Annotated in this window: 24 protein-coding genes; 15 read left to right on the top strand and 9 right to left on the bottom strand. The window is 29.6% G+C overall.

Translation table 11 applies throughout. The features are described from left to right. Positions 1-137 precede the first annotated feature (137 nt). Positions 138-554, top strand: coding sequence for a hypothetical protein (locus P8F83_RS20140; protein ID WP_286910936.1), 417 nt, complete (start codon positions 138-140; stop codon positions 552-554). A gap of 2 nt (positions 555-556) precedes the next feature. Then, the gene (locus P8F83_RS20145) at positions 557-1,636 is read left to right on the top strand and encodes a 3'-5' exonuclease (protein WP_326512415.1); all 1,080 of its coding nucleotides are present in this window, start codon (positions 557-559) and stop codon (positions 1,634-1,636) included. 235 nt (positions 1,637-1,871) lie between these two features. Here P8F83_RS20145 and P8F83_RS20150 read toward each other — a convergent pair whose 3' ends face one another. Further along, entirely contained in the window at positions 1,872-1,973 is a 102-nt protein-coding gene (locus tag P8F83_RS20150; protein ID WP_073022188.1) for a putative holin-like toxin, read from the bottom strand. Between the two features lie 263 nt (positions 1,974-2,236). Between P8F83_RS20150 and P8F83_RS20155 the strand changes: the two genes are divergently transcribed. Next, complete coding sequence (locus P8F83_RS20155) at positions 2,237-3,055, top strand: PH domain-containing protein (protein ID WP_326512416.1); 819 nt, start codon at positions 2,237-2,239, stop codon at positions 3,053-3,055. A 62-nt stretch (positions 3,056-3,117) separates the two neighbouring features. Here the strand turns inward: P8F83_RS20155 and P8F83_RS20160 are convergent, their stop codons facing one another. The 3 genes from P8F83_RS20160 to P8F83_RS20170 all read right to left on the bottom strand — a co-directional run bounded on the left by P8F83_RS20160 (position 3,118) and on the right by P8F83_RS20170 (position 4,328). Beyond that, entirely contained in the window at positions 3,118-3,675 is a 558-nt protein-coding gene (locus P8F83_RS20160) for a DUF6143 family protein (protein WP_326512417.1), read from the bottom strand. Positions 3,676-3,865: 190 nt separating this feature from the next. Beyond that, positions 3,866-4,078, bottom strand: coding sequence for a DUF2922 domain-containing protein (locus P8F83_RS20165; protein ID WP_181602136.1), 213 nt, complete (start codon positions 4,076-4,078; stop codon positions 3,866-3,868). Positions 4,079-4,091: 13 nt separating this feature from the next. Next, positions 4,092-4,328: a DUF1659 domain-containing protein gene (locus tag P8F83_RS20170; RefSeq protein WP_181602137.1), complete on the bottom strand. Its 237-nt coding sequence runs from the start codon at positions 4,326-4,328 to the stop codon at positions 4,092-4,094. Between the two features lie 274 nt (positions 4,329-4,602). Here P8F83_RS20170 and P8F83_RS20175 point away from each other — a divergent pair, with 274 nt between their 5' ends. Beyond that, positions 4,603-5,856 (top strand): ATP-binding protein, encoded by a 1,254-nt coding sequence (locus P8F83_RS20175; protein WP_326512418.1) that lies wholly within the window; start codon positions 4,603-4,605, stop codon positions 5,854-5,856. 57 nt (positions 5,857-5,913) lie between these two features. Here the strand turns inward: P8F83_RS20175 and P8F83_RS20180 are convergent, their stop codons facing one another. Then, entirely contained in the window at positions 5,914-6,261 is a 348-nt protein-coding gene (locus P8F83_RS20180; protein ID WP_326512419.1) for a winged helix-turn-helix transcriptional regulator, read from the bottom strand. A 206-nt stretch (positions 6,262-6,467) separates the two neighbouring features. On the opposite strand from P8F83_RS20180, the gene P8F83_RS20185 reads away from it, so the two are divergent. After that, positions 6,468-7,013 (top strand): NAD(P)H-dependent oxidoreductase, encoded by a 546-nt coding sequence (locus P8F83_RS20185; RefSeq protein ID WP_326512420.1) that lies wholly within the window; start codon positions 6,468-6,470, stop codon positions 7,011-7,013. On the opposite strand, the gene P8F83_RS20190 is transcribed toward P8F83_RS20185, so the two are convergent. After that, positions 6,977-7,927 (bottom strand): alpha/beta fold hydrolase, encoded by a 951-nt coding sequence (locus P8F83_RS20190; RefSeq protein WP_326512421.1) that lies wholly within the window; start codon positions 7,925-7,927, stop codon positions 6,977-6,979. The genes P8F83_RS20185 and P8F83_RS20190 overlap by 37 nt on opposite strands. Before the next feature lie 256 nt (positions 7,928-8,183). Between P8F83_RS20190 and P8F83_RS20195 the strand changes: the two genes are divergently transcribed. Beyond that, positions 8,184-8,801 carry a DUF5105 domain-containing protein gene (locus P8F83_RS20195; RefSeq protein WP_315112086.1) on the top strand — a complete coding sequence of 206 codons (618 nt, stop codon included), beginning with the start codon at positions 8,184-8,186 and terminating at the stop codon, positions 8,799-8,801. Between the two features lie 78 nt (positions 8,802-8,879). On the opposite strand, the gene P8F83_RS20200 is transcribed toward P8F83_RS20195, so the two are convergent. Next, complete coding sequence (locus P8F83_RS20200; protein ID WP_315112089.1) at positions 8,880-9,107, bottom strand: CDGSH iron-sulfur domain-containing protein; 228 nt, start codon at positions 9,105-9,107, stop codon at positions 8,880-8,882. A gap of 198 nt (positions 9,108-9,305) precedes the next feature. Between P8F83_RS20200 and P8F83_RS20205 the strand changes: the two genes are divergently transcribed. The 6 genes from P8F83_RS20205 to P8F83_RS20230 all read left to right on the top strand — a co-directional run bounded on the left by P8F83_RS20205 (position 9,306) and on the right by P8F83_RS20230 (position 12,504). Then, positions 9,306-10,112, top strand: a complete 807-nt coding sequence (locus P8F83_RS20205) for an MBL fold metallo-hydrolase (protein WP_326512422.1) — start codon at positions 9,306-9,308, stop codon at positions 10,110-10,112. A gap of 109 nt (positions 10,113-10,221) precedes the next feature. Further along, positions 10,222-10,611 (top strand): ACT domain-containing protein, encoded by a 390-nt coding sequence (locus P8F83_RS20210; protein WP_021803744.1) that lies wholly within the window; start codon positions 10,222-10,224, stop codon positions 10,609-10,611. A 135-nt stretch (positions 10,612-10,746) separates the two neighbouring features. Beyond that, the gene (locus tag P8F83_RS20215) at positions 10,747-11,481 is read left to right on the top strand and encodes a class I SAM-dependent methyltransferase (RefSeq protein WP_326512423.1); all 735 of its coding nucleotides are present in this window, start codon (positions 10,747-10,749) and stop codon (positions 11,479-11,481) included. A 132-nt stretch (positions 11,482-11,613) separates the two neighbouring features. Further along, on the top strand, positions 11,614-11,820 hold the full coding sequence (locus tag P8F83_RS20220) for a helix-turn-helix transcriptional regulator (protein ID WP_315112099.1): 207 nt from the start codon (positions 11,614-11,616) through the stop codon (positions 11,818-11,820). Position 11,821: 1 nt separating this feature from the next. Beyond that, positions 11,822-12,274, top strand: coding sequence for a hypothetical protein (locus tag P8F83_RS20225; protein ID WP_326512424.1), 453 nt, complete (start codon positions 11,822-11,824; stop codon positions 12,272-12,274). 11 nt (positions 12,275-12,285) lie between these two features. Further along, positions 12,286-12,504: a hypothetical protein gene (locus tag P8F83_RS20230; protein WP_315112102.1), complete on the top strand. Its 219-nt coding sequence runs from the start codon at positions 12,286-12,288 to the stop codon at positions 12,502-12,504. 51 nt (positions 12,505-12,555) lie between these two features. Here P8F83_RS20230 and P8F83_RS20235 read toward each other — a convergent pair whose 3' ends face one another. After that, positions 12,556-14,199, bottom strand: a complete 1,644-nt coding sequence (locus P8F83_RS20235) for a DHA2 family efflux MFS transporter permease subunit (RefSeq protein ID WP_326512425.1) — start codon at positions 14,197-14,199, stop codon at positions 12,556-12,558. Between the two features lie 146 nt (positions 14,200-14,345). On the opposite strand from P8F83_RS20235, the gene P8F83_RS20240 reads away from it, so the two are divergent. Both P8F83_RS20240 and P8F83_RS20245 read left to right on the top strand, forming a co-directional pair. After that, a complete protein-coding gene (locus P8F83_RS20240; protein ID WP_315112106.1) occupies positions 14,346-14,999 on the top strand; it encodes a TetR/AcrR family transcriptional regulator in 654 nt (217 codons plus the stop codon). A gap of 86 nt (positions 15,000-15,085) precedes the next feature. After that, positions 15,086-15,934, top strand: a complete 849-nt coding sequence (locus P8F83_RS20245) for an AraC family transcriptional regulator (RefSeq protein ID WP_326512426.1) — start codon at positions 15,086-15,088, stop codon at positions 15,932-15,934. Positions 15,935-15,974: 40 nt separating this feature from the next. On the opposite strand, the gene P8F83_RS20250 is transcribed toward P8F83_RS20245, so the two are convergent. Continuing rightward, positions 15,975-16,766 (bottom strand): hypothetical protein, encoded by a 792-nt coding sequence (locus tag P8F83_RS20250; RefSeq protein WP_326512427.1) that lies wholly within the window; start codon positions 16,764-16,766, stop codon positions 15,975-15,977. A gap of 221 nt (positions 16,767-16,987) precedes the next feature. Between P8F83_RS20250 and P8F83_RS20255 the strand changes: the two genes are divergently transcribed. Then, entirely contained in the window at positions 16,988-17,410 is a 423-nt protein-coding gene (locus P8F83_RS20255; RefSeq protein WP_326512428.1) for an NUDIX domain-containing protein, read from the top strand. The last annotated feature ends 130 nt before the right edge of the window (positions 17,411-17,540 follow it).

Here is a 17,540-nt window from a genome sequence, read left to right on the forward strand (position 1 = left end):
TAAAAATAGTAGCTTTAGTGTTAGAAATTAAAGCTACTATTTTTTTATTTTTATACAAGGGTTAATATGCTATTTTGATTAATATGGAAAAATAGTATAATATTAATATATGTAATGTTATGTGGGGAGTGGGATGAATGCTAGAGGCAATAGAGCAACAAATAATAAACAGTATAAATAATAAATGGACTAAAGATAAGGACAAGAGAAGAGATATAGATATAGATAAGGTATCAGAGAATTTTAGAATTATCTGCTCAAGTAGGGCTACGACAATAAATATAATAGAAAGTCTAAAAATATCTGAGAATAAAGAGAGTAAGATTCAAGAACTGAAAGAAAATATGTCTAAAATATATAATTGGATAACTGAAGAAAGTATTAACAGTCTAATAGTAAAATATAATACCTCATTAAAAGATAAGAAAAAAGAAGCAGAATATAAAGCAGAATTACTTCAAATACAAGATTATTTAGAAGAATTACAGAAAACTATAATTAATAGAACAGTGGACAAGTTATTTTTATTTCATAAAATTATAGGAGGAGAATAATATTGATAAATCCAACAAGAGAATGGAGAGCGTTTGATTCAGAAAAAGAAAAAATGGAAAAGCTAAAAGAATGGAAGCTTATTTCACCTAAAGCTATGGAAATAAAGAAATTCTACTATAAAGGAGCCTATACTAAAGAGGCTGTAGAATGTGATGTAGCAGGATATGTAGATGGTAATGAAATTATATTATACATAAATGGAGAATTGCATAGTATTCATCCTGACTATTTTTTAGATATGCAGAAAAAAGAGAAATTTATAATTTTAGATATTGAAACACCAATGAGTTTTAAATCGGAAGATGGGATAAGGGAAGTGGCTGTAATTGCGGTTGAAGATTTTAGAGTAGTTGATAGCCTTCACCTTGCAATTATAAATGATGAAGAAAAATATAAGCAAGGATATGGAGCGGGATTAGAAGCAATTGAAAAAGATGAAGTATCAAAAGAAAATTTCAAAAATTTCATATCAAAGCATAAATGCCCTATAATTGCACATAACGCTAGTTTTGATAGAAGATTCCTAAGATATTGGAATTGGGTAGATGATAAACAAGAATTTTATTGTAGTAGAGATAATATAAAATCTAAGGAAACCTTGGAGAGTTATAAGCTCGAATATCTACTAAATCACTATGGTATAAAGCAAGAGCAATCTCATAATGCAATGCAGGATGTTTTGGATTTATTAGAAATATTAAAAATAGTTAAGATTGAAAAGTGGATATCGTTAGGAGAATACAGAGAAGATAAAAAAGAAAAAAGAGTAAGGAATTATGAAAATGATAGTAAAAAGAGAGAAGAAGACAGAAAAAAATTAGAGTATGCTAAAGATAATATTATAGAGAATATATTTAACAATAAAAGAATAGTTTTTACTGGAGACATGAAAGAAGATAGGGCCGAGATGAGATCTATTGCAATTAGATATGGAGCTATAAGTATAGATAGTGTTAGTAAGAAAACTGATATGCTTGTGGTAGGTGAAAATGCAGGAAGTAAGTTAACTAAGGCTCAAGAATTTGGAATTGATATAATAAATGAAGCTGACTTTTGGAATATAATAAATAAGAAACAATAGATGTAATATACTTGATAAAAATTTATTTGTTTATTTTTTATTAAAATTTGATATAATATAAATAAGATACTAAATTTTTAATTTAGTTAATTGAATTTACGCTTATAGGCGTAAATGAGAGATAAAAAAGTAGAGTGCGCTAACACTCTACTATATACAACTATAGTTGCTCAGGCAACTGGTATCACTTATTTTTGTGTAAAAATAGTAGCTTTCCAATTGCGATGTGGGGCTACTATTTTTTTGAGATTTTTTCTATAAGTAACACTATAAATGTTAATAGTGCTAATAAGAACATACCTGCTGTAAATAGTAACATTAAATCATCGTTACTCATAAGTATCACCCCCTTCCATAAAAGAGGTAGAGTGATACCAGTAGCCCACATTCAACTATGAAATTGTACTTTAGAATTATACCATAATTATGTAGAAAATATATAGAGGAATAAAGTGGGAAATATAAAATGTTTATATAGGTAAAAATTTTGTTATGTATAAGAAAATCAATATTATTAGATGGAAGTATCAGTAAATAGAAAAATAAGCATAGTTGTGATAAGATTATATAAATAAATTATACTGATATAGGAGTAAAGTAATGGATTTTAATAATGAAATGAATTTAAGGTTTAAAGCTATGATGCAAAAGCCATGGACGTTACTTAGAGATAGGATAATTTATAATAAAAGAGAAATATTGCTTACAGAAATACAGGCAGTGGATGTATTTTCTAGACCTACTTTTGCCACAAATGGATTGATACAAATTACTGTAAGAGGTAAAATTATAAATTTAGTATATTCTAATAAGTACAAAAAAGAAGGCGAAATAGCTACGGAATATCTAAAAGAGAATTATGGAGACAAAAATAGAAAAGTAAATAAGAAAAGTGCCGCTGATATTCAAAAAGAAATAGAAAGCTTGCCATATAAGGATGATTGGGGAACTAAAAAAGAAATAATGGAGTTACCAAATGTACTTAATAAAGATGAACATATTAAAGCCATAACCAGTGGTTTTACTGAAGGTAATACATGGATTATAGTGTGTACTGATAGACGTGTATTAATGCTGGATAAAGGTATGCTTTATGGATTAAGATTAATAGATATTCCATTAGATAAAATTAATAGTATATCCCATTATAAAGGATTAGGACTTGGTAAAATAGCTATTACAGATGGAGCTGTTACAAGAGCTATACAGAATGTACCAAATGTAACTGTAAGCTTTTTTGCTGATACAGTTAATAAAGAAGTGCAAATATATAAGGAACTGAAAACTTCACATAGGGGGAACGCAGTAAACTCTACATCTCCGGCAGATGAATTAATAAAATATAAGCAGTTGCTGGATATGGGAGCATTAACCCAAGAAGAATTTGATAAAAAGAAAAAAGAGCTACTAAATTTATAGAAGCTAAAACAAATCCCTATACAGTAGTTAAAAATCTACCATATAGGGATCCTTTGTTTATTTTAGCATATTTCTTCTTCCCAACAACCAAATGCAACTACAACTTTGCTATGATTTAAATTAGTTGACTTTATGATTAACGAATAGTTTCCACCTGGAGCTATAATAAATTTTCCGTCTTCTTCAGCAACTAATGTTTCGTTAGGTTGTACAATTCTTTTATAAACATTAATTCCTTTTTTAGGAGTAACTATATCAGAATCTGAAGATAGAATGTTAACCCTATTTTTAGGAAGAGGTTTTAGTGCAGTATTGGTTGGAGAAACATTATATGATTTATCTAAATTCTCAGGAAGACTAGCGTTAAGCCATATTTCGGCAGTTAAATGTTCATCAGAAAAATTAGAAATAGTAAATACATTTACGAATAATATGACATCAGAATTACGAGGATTTACTAAACCTGACCAAGCGTCTGCCCCCTTACATACACGTAAAGGTTCAGTCTGACCTACAAAGTACTTTCCTTCTATAGATTTAGATAAAGAAACTGGAATACTAACCACTTCACGTGTTTTCATAGCCCTACTTAATAAATAATTAGTTTTATCTTCTGACATAAATATATCTCCTTAATTCTTTTTGGAAATTAAATATAGAATATAATATGATTTAAGTCGAAGATTGTTACAAAATTAGTTTGGAAAATGTAATTTGTCGAAAGTACAGTTCCATAGATAATAATAAAAACAAATCCCTATACAGTAGATTTCTTAGGTCTAATGTATAGGGATCATTTATTTTATAAGACTAGACTATTTCACGTGAGTTTGTTTCAGTAACTTTAGCTTTAGATGGACTTAATAATAATCCATTTTTAGTAAGAAAGATATTATTAGTTATAATAACATCCATCAATGCCGTAACTTGCTCATTAGTTAATCCATCTTTAACACCTTGTATAGTTAAAGTTGCCTTGCTGCCATTTGATGTCACGAAGGTTAGGGTTAAAGATCTCTCCATAACTTACACCTCCTTATTCTTCATCTGGAGTTTTTTCAATGCTTATAATCTTGTTAAGCAAAAATTCTCCAGTTTCTGTTTCTAAAATCTCTGAAATTGCTTCTGCCACGTTGTAAATATTTTCATAGGGAGCATCTAGTCTTATACCGGAGAACGTTCTTTTCTTGAAAATTGCCTCCCCTTTGCCATTTACACCATTTTGTATCTCGATTATTAGGGATAATGACTTCAGGGTATCAGTTATTTCCATTAGCGTAGCCTCCTTATTTTTTTATATACAATATATTATGAATTAAGTCGATTACTGCTACAAAAATAATTAATAAAATAGAATTTGTCGGTTTTATAGAGAATTTCACAGCAATTTAAAGCATTAATAAAATCAATTGCGCAATTGCGCAAAACATCAAAACATCAAAACATCAAAAGCGCAAATGCGCAAATGCGCAATTACGCAAAAAGTTAGAAATTATTTTGGAGGTGGAGCATAAAATATATAAAAGAGTTTGAGGGGTAAGGTGTTTATGAGTAAGAAGAAAAAAGGACTTAAGACACAAATAGATGTTAATGATAGTAGCGATATTTTAAGTGAGGCACTTTGGTATGATACTGATGAGGTTGAGGGAAGAGTAATAGAAGAATTTTATTTTGAAGAACAACCTAAAGAAGAAGTAAGGAACACAGAAGAGAGCAAAGTATCTATAAGTGAAACAATACTAGGAAGTGAAGATAAAATCATAAACAGTACTAATTTAGATAAACAAGTTGAGGATCATAGTGTAACTAAAAATATAAGACTTAGAAAGTCCACTGTAAATATGGCTCAAGAGATGAGGATGCTCCATCCCCATGACAATATTAGAATTAGCAGAATAATAGATGATTCTATAAGGCATTATTATAAGTTTATAAAGGATCAAGGAGGATTTGTTGTAGAAAAGGTTGAGTTAAATGCTTCTAGAAGTGCAGGTTTAGCTAAAGCTACTAGAGATATTATCTATGAAGAAAATTATGTCATTCCCTTTGATGACAAGGTAAATATTAATGGAGGAATTGAAGAGCTCAGTGGGGATTTAATTAAAGAATATTTTAGAGCATCAGAAAGTGCGCTTTATTGGGAAGTTAGTAAGTTTTCATTAGAAGTTTTAGCGAAAAAGCTTGGGATAGTTCAGAATTCTAAAGTTAAAAATGTAGGTTTACTTATGTTTAGTAATTCTCCTCAAAAGTTTTTTCCTATGTGTCAGATTGAAGTAATAGATTTTACAAAGAAATCTTTTGAAGCAGATTTTACGGAGAAGATTTTTACAGGGTCAATATATACTCAGTTAATAGGTGCTTTAGTATACATTAGCAATTCGGTTATAAAAGAGAAATTTATAAAAGTTAATGATAAGTCTGAAGCGGTAAGAATGTTTAGTTACCCTTATGAGGCCATTAAAGAAGCTTTGGTTAATAGCGTTTATCACAGAGATTATTTAGGGAACGAGCCTATTGAGGTCAGAATATATAAAGATGAAATAATAATAATTAATTATCCAGGTGCAGACAAGTCCATAAAGCTTGAGGATATTAATGTGGGAAGAGTTTTTGCAAGAAGATATAGAAATAGAAAAATAGGTGAGTTTTTAAAAGCTATGAAATTAGCACAAGGAAAAGCTACAGGTTTATCTAAAATTATTGATGTTATGAAAAAGAATTATTCACCAAGGCCTGTTTTTGAGATGGATGATGAGAGAAGCTACTTTTTGGTTAGGTTAGCTATAAATAGTTATTTTTAGCCTAATTATTTGGTTAGCTCCTCCGTAAAATATTTTTATATATAAATTTTGTTGTAATTATTTTTCTAATAGATTTATATCCTCTCCTTGGAGTTTTCTAAGTCTAATATTCTCTCTTCCCCAGGTACACATTACATCTATAATTTCATTAGCGGTTTTTCCATATTCAGTAACATAGTATTCAACTTTTGGTGGCATTTGATGATAATTTATTCTTCCCACAATTCCATCTCTTTCTAGTTCACGAAGTTGTTGTATTAGTACTTTTTGAGAGATATCTGGAATAAGACGTTCTAACTCACTGGTTCTTTTAGCACCAGACATAAGTAGACACACAATTAAAGCTTTCCACTTACCACCAAGGATTTCTAGAGTTGCTTCAATTCCTAAATTATATTGTTTCAAAATATCACCTCCAATTTTATTATAGTTTATCAGATTATATTATGGTAATACACACTTCAAAGTAAGTATCTTACTGACTTTATTGTGTGTATTTACAATATATATTTTTAGGACAATAATAATTATAAAGCTAATTTCAAGTGCTGTAAAATAAGCATTGAAAGGATTTAAGATAATTAGATGTGATAGAAAGGATTGGTGATTTTATGAAAACTCTTATAATATTAGCTCACCCTGACATTGATAATTCAAAAGTAAATAAAAGGTGGAAAGAGGAATTAGAGAAATATCCAAATGATATTATAGTTCACGAGCTTTACAAAGAATATCCAGATTGGAATATTGACGTTGAAAGGGAACAACAACTGCTTGAAGCACATAATCATATAATTCTACAGTGTCCTTTATATTGGTATAGCTATCCGCCTTTATTGAAAAAGTGGTTTGATGATGTTTTTACCTATGGTTGGGCATATGGTTCAAAAGGAAATAAATTAAAAGATAAGAAGTTTGGAATTGCTTTATCAATAGGAGATAAAAAAGAAAATTATTTACCTACAAGTTCAGTTTCTTTTACAGTTGATGAAGTGATTACACCATTTAAGGCTAGTATGAAGCATGTTGGGGCTATAACATTACCTTATTTTGCTGTCTTTGGAGCTTCATTTCAGGTAACCAGTGAAGAAATAGATCAAAGTGCAAAAGACTATATTAATTATTTAGAAAGCTTCTCTGTAAATTCTTTTATATAGCTTATCACTTCATCAGAATTTGACCAATGAATATAATGTTGTGAGTCCTTAAGTGTTATATGACGGCTATCTGTTGACCAAGATGAAAGCTCTTCTTGCACCTTTGTCCACTCTTCTCCACTATCAGAGGATAATACAAGTATTGGGACATTGATAGTAGAACCATAATTGAGAACTGTTTTTGCATTTTCATTTATATATTTTAAATTGCCTAAGTTTATTGAAGACCCTGTATATTTATAGTACATTGACTTATCAACTTCTTTTAAGTTTTCTGGAAGGTTTTTATTTCTTATATTTTCACCATACAGTGGAAGAAGTAAAGAGAAATTACCTAAAAGCCTGTTGATTCCTAAAACACGAAGAAGGGATGTCCCTCTATTAAAAGCTATAGAGGATATTTCAGAAGAGGTGCTATAAAATTCAGGGCTTCCCCCATCTAAAAACACTATTCCAGCAACTTTTTCTTTATATCTTTGAGCAAAGTTAATTGCTTCTAGTGAGCCTAAAGAATGACATACTAATATTAGGGGTTTATTTTCTTTGCTTAAAGAATTCACTATAGTGGATAATTCATAAGTCAAATTATCTATATCCCTACTAGCCTTTGTTTTAGAACTCCAACCATATCCAGAATGGTCAAAAGAGATTGTTTTTGAGTATTTAGCTAAAGTGTCTTGTAAATAATAAAAATCTGTATAAGCAGAAGGTGTGCCTGAGCCTGTAATAAAAACTAAAGTGCTATCACCATCACCCTTAACATAACAATGAGCATCATAATTACCAGTGTTAACATATGTTCCAGGAGCTTGATATTTATTATTTTCATACTTTTGCATGACTCCTTGCCAAACAATACCTATAAAAAGTACGAATATTATAATAGCTCTCTTTGATTTTAGTATCTTTTTCATATATTCTCCCATAATTAACTTGATTTTATTGTTTAAATTATACCATATTGTGTATAGAGGCAATAAAAATAAAAAAGTAGAATATTTAAGATATAAATAGTACATTTTTATGATTTTTTATACAAAATATTACATGGAATATTAAAGAAAATATGTAAACAATCGATATAAGAAATATGATGGTTAAAAAAGTCATAAATCACAGTTTATAAAATACAATTATAAATGTGATAAAAGTTATAAGGGGGAAAAATTAATGAAAAGTTTAAAAAAATTGAGTATTATATTAGCAATTATGATGTTCTCTATTGTCATGGTTTCATGCTCAAAACCTAAAACAACTCCAGTGGAAGGTACACAAATACTATTAGACATGATATTTAAGGATGATAAATCCAATATAAGTAAGATAGGTATGAGTGATGCCGATTATAAGGAATTCAGAGATGAGTTAGAAAAAGGATATGTACAGGCATTTGCTCAAGACCCAACTGGAAATACGATTTCTGCGGAAGATCAAGAGAAACTTAAGAACTCTATCTTTACAGGGCTAGCTAAAATGGAATATGAAGTAAGCGAAATATCACAAGATAAAGATACTGCAAAAGTTGAGGTTAAAATAAAAGGTTTCGATTTAGATAAAATAATTAATGATGGTACTGGTAAAATCACTGAAGCGGTTTTTGCTAATCCATCTATATCAGAAGCAGAGTTAATGAAGTTATCAACAGATATAGTTAGCGAGGGATTTGCAAACGGAGTGTTTATTGAACAACCTAAATCACTTACACTAGATTTAAATTTAGAAAATAATATGTGGGTTCCAAGTGATACGGGGATTTACAATTTCATGGCTGAAGCTGTAAGCAATTAGTTAAATCACTAAATTTGAGCATAAAATAATTGAGGTCACAATTGAGGATTAGTTTTTTCAATTGTGACCTTAATTATTTTATTTTTTAGCTCTTGCTTCATTTTTAAATACACCTTTATGGGCACCAGAACAAAATGGAGGATTTGTTGTTAAGCCACATCTACATAAATAACATCTTCCCTCTGGCCATACACCTTGAGGTTTTTCCATAACATTTCCTTCACCATCGAGTATTTCTACATCACCTAAATCCCCTGTAATAAGTAATGGAGCATTGTCTATAGCTTGAATTTTAATTTTACCCATATTGCTACCTTCTTTCTAAAATTTTTAATATCTTAGTGTAGTATATGTACATAACTAAGTTTTATTATAAATTTATACTTTAAAGATAGAATGTTAAAAAATTCTTTAGTAGCTTCTACTAAATATAATCTCATTGATTTAATGCTTAAATTTAGATTATAATCATCAATATATTGGGATGATTAAAAGGAGAGAGATATGAAGCTAAAAGTGTTAGTGGATAATAACACATATATTGATCAATATTATTGTGGAGAACCAGCGGTATCATATTACATTGAAGACGAAGGTAGTAGATTATTATTTGATTTAGGATATTCAGAGTTATTTATCAAAAACTCTAAGGCACTAGGTATAGATTTAAGTGATTTGGACCATATAGTAATTTCCCATGGACATGATGACCATACTGGTGGATTAAAACATTATTTTGAAGAAAATAATAAAGATAAAATAACTATTACAGCACATCCAGATGCTTTTAATGAAAAATCTTTAGGCAATATTAAAATCTGTTCACCCATTTTAAAGGAAGACTTAAAAGAAAAGTGTAATCTGAACTTATCAAAGGAACCAGTTAAGCTTAGTGAAAATATAACTTTCTTAGGAGAGATACCACAAATGAATTCCTTTGAATCTAGAAAGTTAATCGGGAAACAGGTAGTTGATAACGAATTAATTGATGATTATGTGGTTGATGATAGTGCAATTGTTTATAAAAATAAGAAGGGAATATTTATAATTACAGGATGTTCCCATAGTGGAATATGTAATATTATTGAGTATGCCAAAAAAGTCTGTAAAGATGATAGAGTTCTAGGGGTAATAGGCGGGTTCCATCTATTTAAGGTGGATGAGCAAGTTAGAAATACAATTGATTACTTAAATGAGAATAATATTAATGAATTATATCCTTGTCATTGTACTTCTTTTGAGGTTAGAGCAGAAATGTATAAGAGTTTGAAAGTGAAGGAAGTAGGTGTAGGGTTAGAATTAATTTGGTGAAAAAAAGAAATAGATTAGAGTTACATCCTTCTATTTAAATATTTTCTTCAAAACAGTATAATATATAATTATAGAAATAAAGTATATTTAAATGAGAAAGGATAAGAAGATGAATAAGAAAATACTAACGATGGAGTTATTAGATGGGATATACGGAGTATGTAGATTAGATAAAAATGAGTTAATTCCTAATTGGGCACAAAACGGGGATTTTTTTTCTATAACAAGAACAGCTGATGAGTTATCAATAGTTTGTAGTGAAGAATTCATTCCTTCTGATGTAAAGTGTGAAGGGGATTGGAGAATTCTTAAAATCAAGGGTCCGTTAGTTTTTTCTTTAGTAGGAATACTGGCATCTATCAGTACAATTTTGGCTCAAAAGGGCATAACTATATTTGCAATTTCTACTTATGATACAGATTATATCCTTGTTAAAAATAAAGATATAGATAATACTGTAGAAGCCCTTGTTAATGAAAGATATGAAGTTATTTGTTAGTTATACCATACTCAAAAGCTGAAGTGTTAAATTGCTTTAGCTTTTTATTTTTATAAAACAATACAGAACCATTCTATATACTTGAGCTAAATTATATTAAAGAAATATAATATTATTGTATAGGAGGTGATATTGATGAAGGAAAATAAGTATGATGATAATAACTTTTTTAATAAATATAAGGATATGGATCGTTCAAAGAAAGGGCTTGAAGGTGCTGGAGAATGGCATGAGCTGAAGAAGATGTTGCCTGACTTTGAGGGAAAAAGGGTTTTAGATTTAGGATGTGGCTTTGGATGGCACTGTAGATATGCAATTGATAATGGAGCAAAATTAGCTGTTGGTGTTGATATTTCACAGAGGATGTTAGATGAAGCTAAGAACAAAACTAATGATAGTAAAGTACAGTATATTTGTATGCCGATAGAAGATATAGATTTTCAAGATAATTCTTTCGATGTAGTTATAAGTTCTTTAGCTTTACATTATATTGAATCCTTCGAGGAGATTTTAGCTAAAATAGATAAATATATTCCAAGTGGTGGAGAGTTTATATTTTCCGTAGAACATCCTATATTTACTGCAAGTGGTGAACAGGATTGGCATTATGATGATGAAGGCAACGCTATTCACTGGCCAGTGGATAGGTATTTTTATGAAGGTTCACGTAGGGCAAAGTTTTTAGGGGAAGAAGTAATAAAGTATCATAAGACTTTAACAACCTATATTAATTGTCTCATTAATTCAGGTTTTGAAATAACAGGAGTTACTGAACCAAAGCCAGAGGAGAAGATGCTTGAAAGAGTTCCTGGAATGCTAGAGGAATTGCGTAGGCCTATGATGTTAATTATATCTTCAAGGAAAAAATAATTAAGTGAAACAGTACTGATTAATTCAGTACTGTTTTTATTTTTTTTAAATTTTTTGCAAAGTATACTTTACAAATAATGCAAAGTATACTATACTAAAAATGTAAAGTGTGCTTTGCAAGGAGGAACGTATATGAAAACTAGAATTCAAGAATTAAGAAAAAAGCACAAGATGTCACAGGAAGAACTGGCATTGGCGGTTGGGGTAACTAGGCAGACTATTACTTCATTAGAACGTGAGAAGTATACAGCTTCTTTGGTTTTAGCTTATAAAATAGCTCAAATATTTGGATTGACAATAGAAGAAGTATTTGATTTTACAGATGTGGAGGATTTATAAAATGGATAAGTTTAGAAGTGTTTTAAAGAAAAGAATAATTTATATGGGTGGATTTAATGGCGTAGCTATTTGTTTCATAGTTTTATCTGCGGTATATAGAAATATGGTTGCTGGTGGTAATTCTAATGTTGGAGATTTTATTAGCGGATTCCAGCTAGGGGGAGCTCTAGGAGCTGAGGCTGTTATGTTAGTTGCTATAGGCAAGTATGTAAAGGCACTAAGAAGTGAAACAGAATTAAGAAAAGTATATATTGAAGAAAATGATGAAAGACAAAAGTTAATTAGAGATAAAATCGGAGGCGGAGTTATTAATGTATCTTTAGGTGTAATTGCTACAGCTACTATTATTTCAGGATTTTTTAGTCAAGTAGTATTTATGACTTTAGCCGCAGTTTTAATTTTTATAACACTTACAAAGGGAGCTTTTAAGCTTTATTATAGAACTAAATTTTAGGAGGGTTTTTTATGAAAGAAATTAAGTCTAATAAATGTTTATTTTTTGCTAGTATAGGATCTTTAATGTACTTTTTAGGAGGAGATTTTCTAAATACTCATGAGTTTGTGAAAGGGCTTTGTGTAGGGCTTTCAATTGTACTATATTCAGTTGGGCTTTATAGTATAAATCATGATATTAATAAGCTTAAGGATGGGAAGAGAAATTTATTAAAAAAGATTGTTAGATAAGGACGTTAAGAGAAATAAAGCTTGAAGTAAGTGAACTTCAAGCTTTATTTTTTATATAGAAGGCTTAATTTTCTTTTTGTTAAAAGGTACTGCTATAAGCCCTAAAAGTGCAATTAATGAGGTTATTAAAAATGATTTATTGTATACTTTATTACTTTCATCATTTTTTATTATGGTTGCTTCATCTAAAATTTTATATATCTCATTTGCTTGAACACTAAACTTTTTTTGAATTATTATTTTCGTTGTATCTGACGCGGAAGCAAGTAGTGGTTGCTCCTGTGCCAAAATCAATTCATCGACAGCTTCTTTTGAAAAAGATCTGTTTTCAGTAGAACTTGATGATGATATTTTGCTAGTAATTATATCTTTAACTTGCTCCTCTAATATTTGATTACTATTAATATTATCAATAATTCTTAATTTTGCATTATCAATGGCTTGGGTACTATAATGGTTGCTTAAGGTTGATACTAAAGCTATAGCTATGCAGGCAGTAAGTTGTCTGAAACTGTTTAATATACCAGAGGCAATTCCATTTTTATTTTCTGAGATTTCTTCAAAGGCACTTTGATATAGAGGAGTAGTAGCCCCTAGACCAATTCCTACTAAGATAAATGAGCTATAAATTATATTCAAATTATTTGAGCTGTTCATGAAAAAGAACATAAAGTCTCCTAGAGAAACTAATAATATAGCAAGCGTAGAAGTTACCCTAGCTCCAAATTTCATTGCTATAAGCCCAAAAACAGGTGACATAAAAAAGGAAATACCACTTATGATTCCAATAATAGCGCCTGATTTTAGAACACTATAACCTAACTGATTTTCTAAATAGAAATTCATAAGGTAGGAAATAGGCATATAAGCAAAAAATACAACTCCTATTATTATAACTGATGAAGTAAAGCTTTTTGTCTTAAAAAGTTTAAACTCTATCATAGGATTTTTAGATTTAAGTTCGTATAAAACAAATGCAATTAGAGAAACTACAGAAGTAATTATTAAAGTCATTATTTTTGAGCTAGTCCAGCCATAATCATTTCCTTTTACCAAAAAGAATGTTAGTGCGCCTATTCCATAACTTATGAGAAGTGAGCCGATAATGTCTATACTCTTTTCTATTGTTTTATCATAGGATTCCTTAAGATATAATATTCCAAACAATAAGGAAATAATAATAAATGGTATATTTACGTAGAATATTGATTTAAATCCTAAAAATTCATTTAAAATGCCACCTAATATTGGACCGGAGGCAGCAGAAATAGAAATTATCATACCTACTATAACAGCTAATTTTGACATTGCATCTTTACCAAAAATCTCTATACCTAGAGGAATTGCTAAAGGAGTCAAGATGGCTGCCCCTATGCCTTGAATAATTCTAAAAATTATTATCATAGAAAGTGAAGTTGATAGACCGCATAACATTGAAGATACACCAAAAACTAAAAGACCAATTACAAATAGTTTTTTTCGTCCAAAGATATCTGCAAGTTTAGAGAAGTTTATTAAAAGTGCAGAGAAAGGAATTAAGTAAGCTGTGCTAACCCAAGAGATTCCTGTAATATCTGTGTTAAAGTATTCAGCCATAGAGGGCAAGGACACATTTACTATAGTTGCATCCAATACTGTTAGAAAGCATGCAATTGCTAGTGATATAAATGCTAAGGTTTTTTCTTTTTTATTCATAATTATATCCTCCTAAATATGAAATAGAGTTCATATTCATATAATATATCTTTGGAAATAGAAAGTCAATATATGAAACAGATTTCATATTCACTTTAATTTGACTTTTTATTAGCTATCTTTTACTATTAAGTTAGGTGATGAATATGGAGAAAAAAACTAGAATACCAACGCAAAAAAGGGCATTAGAAAAGTACAATAAAATAATAGATGCTGCTTATAAGCTTTTTAATGAAAAAGGTTATTATAATACAACTACAGCAGATATATCAAAGGAAGCAGGAGTAGCAACTGGTTCCGTTTATGCTTATTTTAATGATAAAAAGGAAATTTATATTAAGGTTATTGAAAAAATTAATGATAATTTTAATTATCCAACGCGTACATTTTGGCAAGAAAATACAGATAAAGGATTTGATAATCCAGAAACGGTAAAAGATTTATTTAAATTATTTATAAAGATGGTGATGGATTATCATGATTTTTCTAAAATCTTTCACGATGAGATGAATGCGTTAGCTCTTTTAGATGAGGACATAGCTAAAGTTGTTAATGATCAACTTGATAATAGAGTAATTAGGACACGAGAGGTGTTTGAAGCTTTATCAATACCAACTAAAAGTAAAGAAGATGAAGAAATATTTATATACTATGTATTATTATTGATAGACGATGTATGTCATAAAATTCTTTATGGGGATGATGTAATAAATGTGGATTTATACATTGATAAATGTGTAAGCATGATATATACGTTGTTTGAAAGTTCTATAGATTATAAAAGAATAGAAAAACCTTAATATTCTTAAACCTACATATTGGTGCAAGGAATATCGGACTCACAGTATATATTTCCTTTATGATGAATATGAAGGGGGAGATGGATTTGGATTGGATTGAGAGAATGAATGCTGCTTTAGAATATATAGAAGAAAATATTCAAGGCGAGATTATTTATTCAGAAATTGCAAAAAGGGCCTATTGTTCTGAATATCATTTTTCTAGAATGTTTTCGGCAATTAGTGGAATAGCTTTATCAGAATACATAAGGCGTAGAAGATTGACTCTTGCTGCCTTTGAAATTCAAAAAACTGATATACGTATACTAGATATAGCTGTTAAATATGGATATGAATCTGGGGACTCATTTTCAAGAGCATTTCAAAAAACTCATGGTATAAAACCTTCAGAGGCACGTAATTCAGGAGCTCAATTAAAAGCCTTTCCAAAAATCTCTTTTCAAATATCTATAAAGGGAGATAAGGAAATGGAGTATAGGATTGAGAATATTGATTTCGAGATTAGAATAGTTGGGAAGAAAGAGTTAGTAAAGACCAATAGAGCTTTTAAGACCATACCTACTCTTTGGAGCAAATCAAAAAAAGAAGGTTTTACTCAAAGATTAATTGATATGTCATGGGAGAATCCTAAATGTAAAATGGAAGGTCTACTTGGAGTTTGTGGAAAAGAAGCTGCCATTATGGATGATGAATTTGAGTATTTTATGGGAGTAAGATATACGGAAGATAAACAAGAAGACTTAGAAGAATTGATAATTCCATCAAGTACTTGGGCAGTTTTCCCTAATATTGTGGAAGCATGGAAGAGATTATATTCAGAATGGATTCCTACGTCAGGTTATGAACTTGGAAATCTTCCATGTATAGAATGTTATTATGGAGCTGGTCATAAACCAAGACATGAACTTTGGGTACCAGTTATAGCTAAAAAATGAGGTCATGCTTTATAAAGGCATGACCTTAAGTTTTTATAGATTATTTGTTTTTAATTATGATTTTGAATTCATCTAGATTTATTTTGTATTCTGTAAGCATTTCTATAACTGTGTCTCTAAAAGAATTTTGAGGAGATTTTTTCTCAAGCGGTTGGATGTTTTTTACGATTTTATTACTATTTTTATTTGATCTGTATTGTTTTGTTAGGATTGCTGCAGTTTTTACAAGTAAGTCGTCCCAGTCTTCAACTAAAACATTGTGATTGTGAAGTGTAAATCCTTTAGGATCTTTTAGTGAAAAGTCTTTATATATTTCTATTTGTTCTTCTGTGGTAGCTTGAGAGGGAGAAGTTTCTTTAGAAGTATTTACTGATTCTTCTTTAATTGCATTAGTTATGCTTGCTGCTTTAGAAACTTCAGTAGGAGCTTCTTTTCTCATGTTGCTTTCATATTCATCTTGCATCCAACTAACATAGTTGTTTATGTTTTGAACAACGTCGTAGATAGCTATTGAAGTATCTCTATGCTCCTGGCTTGTTGTAAATTCTCTGTTCTTTTTGATTATTTCGCTTGACCTATCTTCAATGTAATTTATAGTATCTTCTAAAATATCAGCTAAATTGTTAAGACCATTTTGAATCTCTATAGACATAGTTGGAAAATTCTCTATTAGGTATTTAACAGTATCTCCTTCAAATAAGGATAGATTTCTTTTTTGAGATAAACTTTTTTTCTGAGAAAAGCTTGGCTCAATTTCTTTAACTTCTACTTTAGGTTCTGGCATAATAGGCACCTCTTTTTCTTTAATTTCATTTCTTTTTAAAAATCCCATTAATTAATAACCTCCTGTTTTGTAAATTAAATATTTGTATACTACTTTATCAGTAGTATAAGTTTGTACATATACATGAGTACTCACAAAGTGGTCTATTTATTTCTTAAATATAAAAAAACTTTAGAAGAAATCAGTTTGTCTATACTTATAATTGTATTTGTAATACTACTGCAATACAATAGCAATATGTGAAAAATGTGGAATTTTGGAGGGTAAAAATGATTAAGAAGGTATTGGCATTTTGTGTAAGGGAAAAAGAGAATAAATATGAGATTTTAGTGTTAAGTAAGATAAATGGAAAAGGAACTGAGGTTCCAGGCGGATCTGTAGAAGAGGGGGAATCTTTAGAGGAGTCTGTGAAAAGAGAATTGTTTGAAGAAACAGGAATAGATGTTATAAAAGATATACATCATATTTTAACTATTCCATTTCATGCAAAATGGAGAGGAGAGTGGCAAGAAAGAAATATATTTAAAGTAGAGCTTAAAGATAATATAAAAGATGAGTGGGTACATGAAATTTCAGATGGTGTAGAGGATAAAGGTAAAAAAGCTAAAATTTATTGGCTGGATAGTGAGTTAGCTAAAAAAGAATTGTTGTGGGGGCAAGGAACTTTTATTGAAGGGATTTTGAAGAATTAGTAGTATTAAGAAGAAGTATCAGAATGTTGGTATTTCTTTTTTTTTGGAAAATTATATAAATTTATTGCAAATATCGAGTATCGATAATATAATATTATTATCGATACTCGATATTAAAGAGGTGATAAGA

The sequence above is a fragment of the Clostridium intestinale genome (assembly GCF_035905475.1).
Classification (GTDB): domain Bacteria; phylum Bacillota; class Clostridia; order Clostridiales; family Clostridiaceae; genus Clostridium_T; species Clostridium_T intestinale.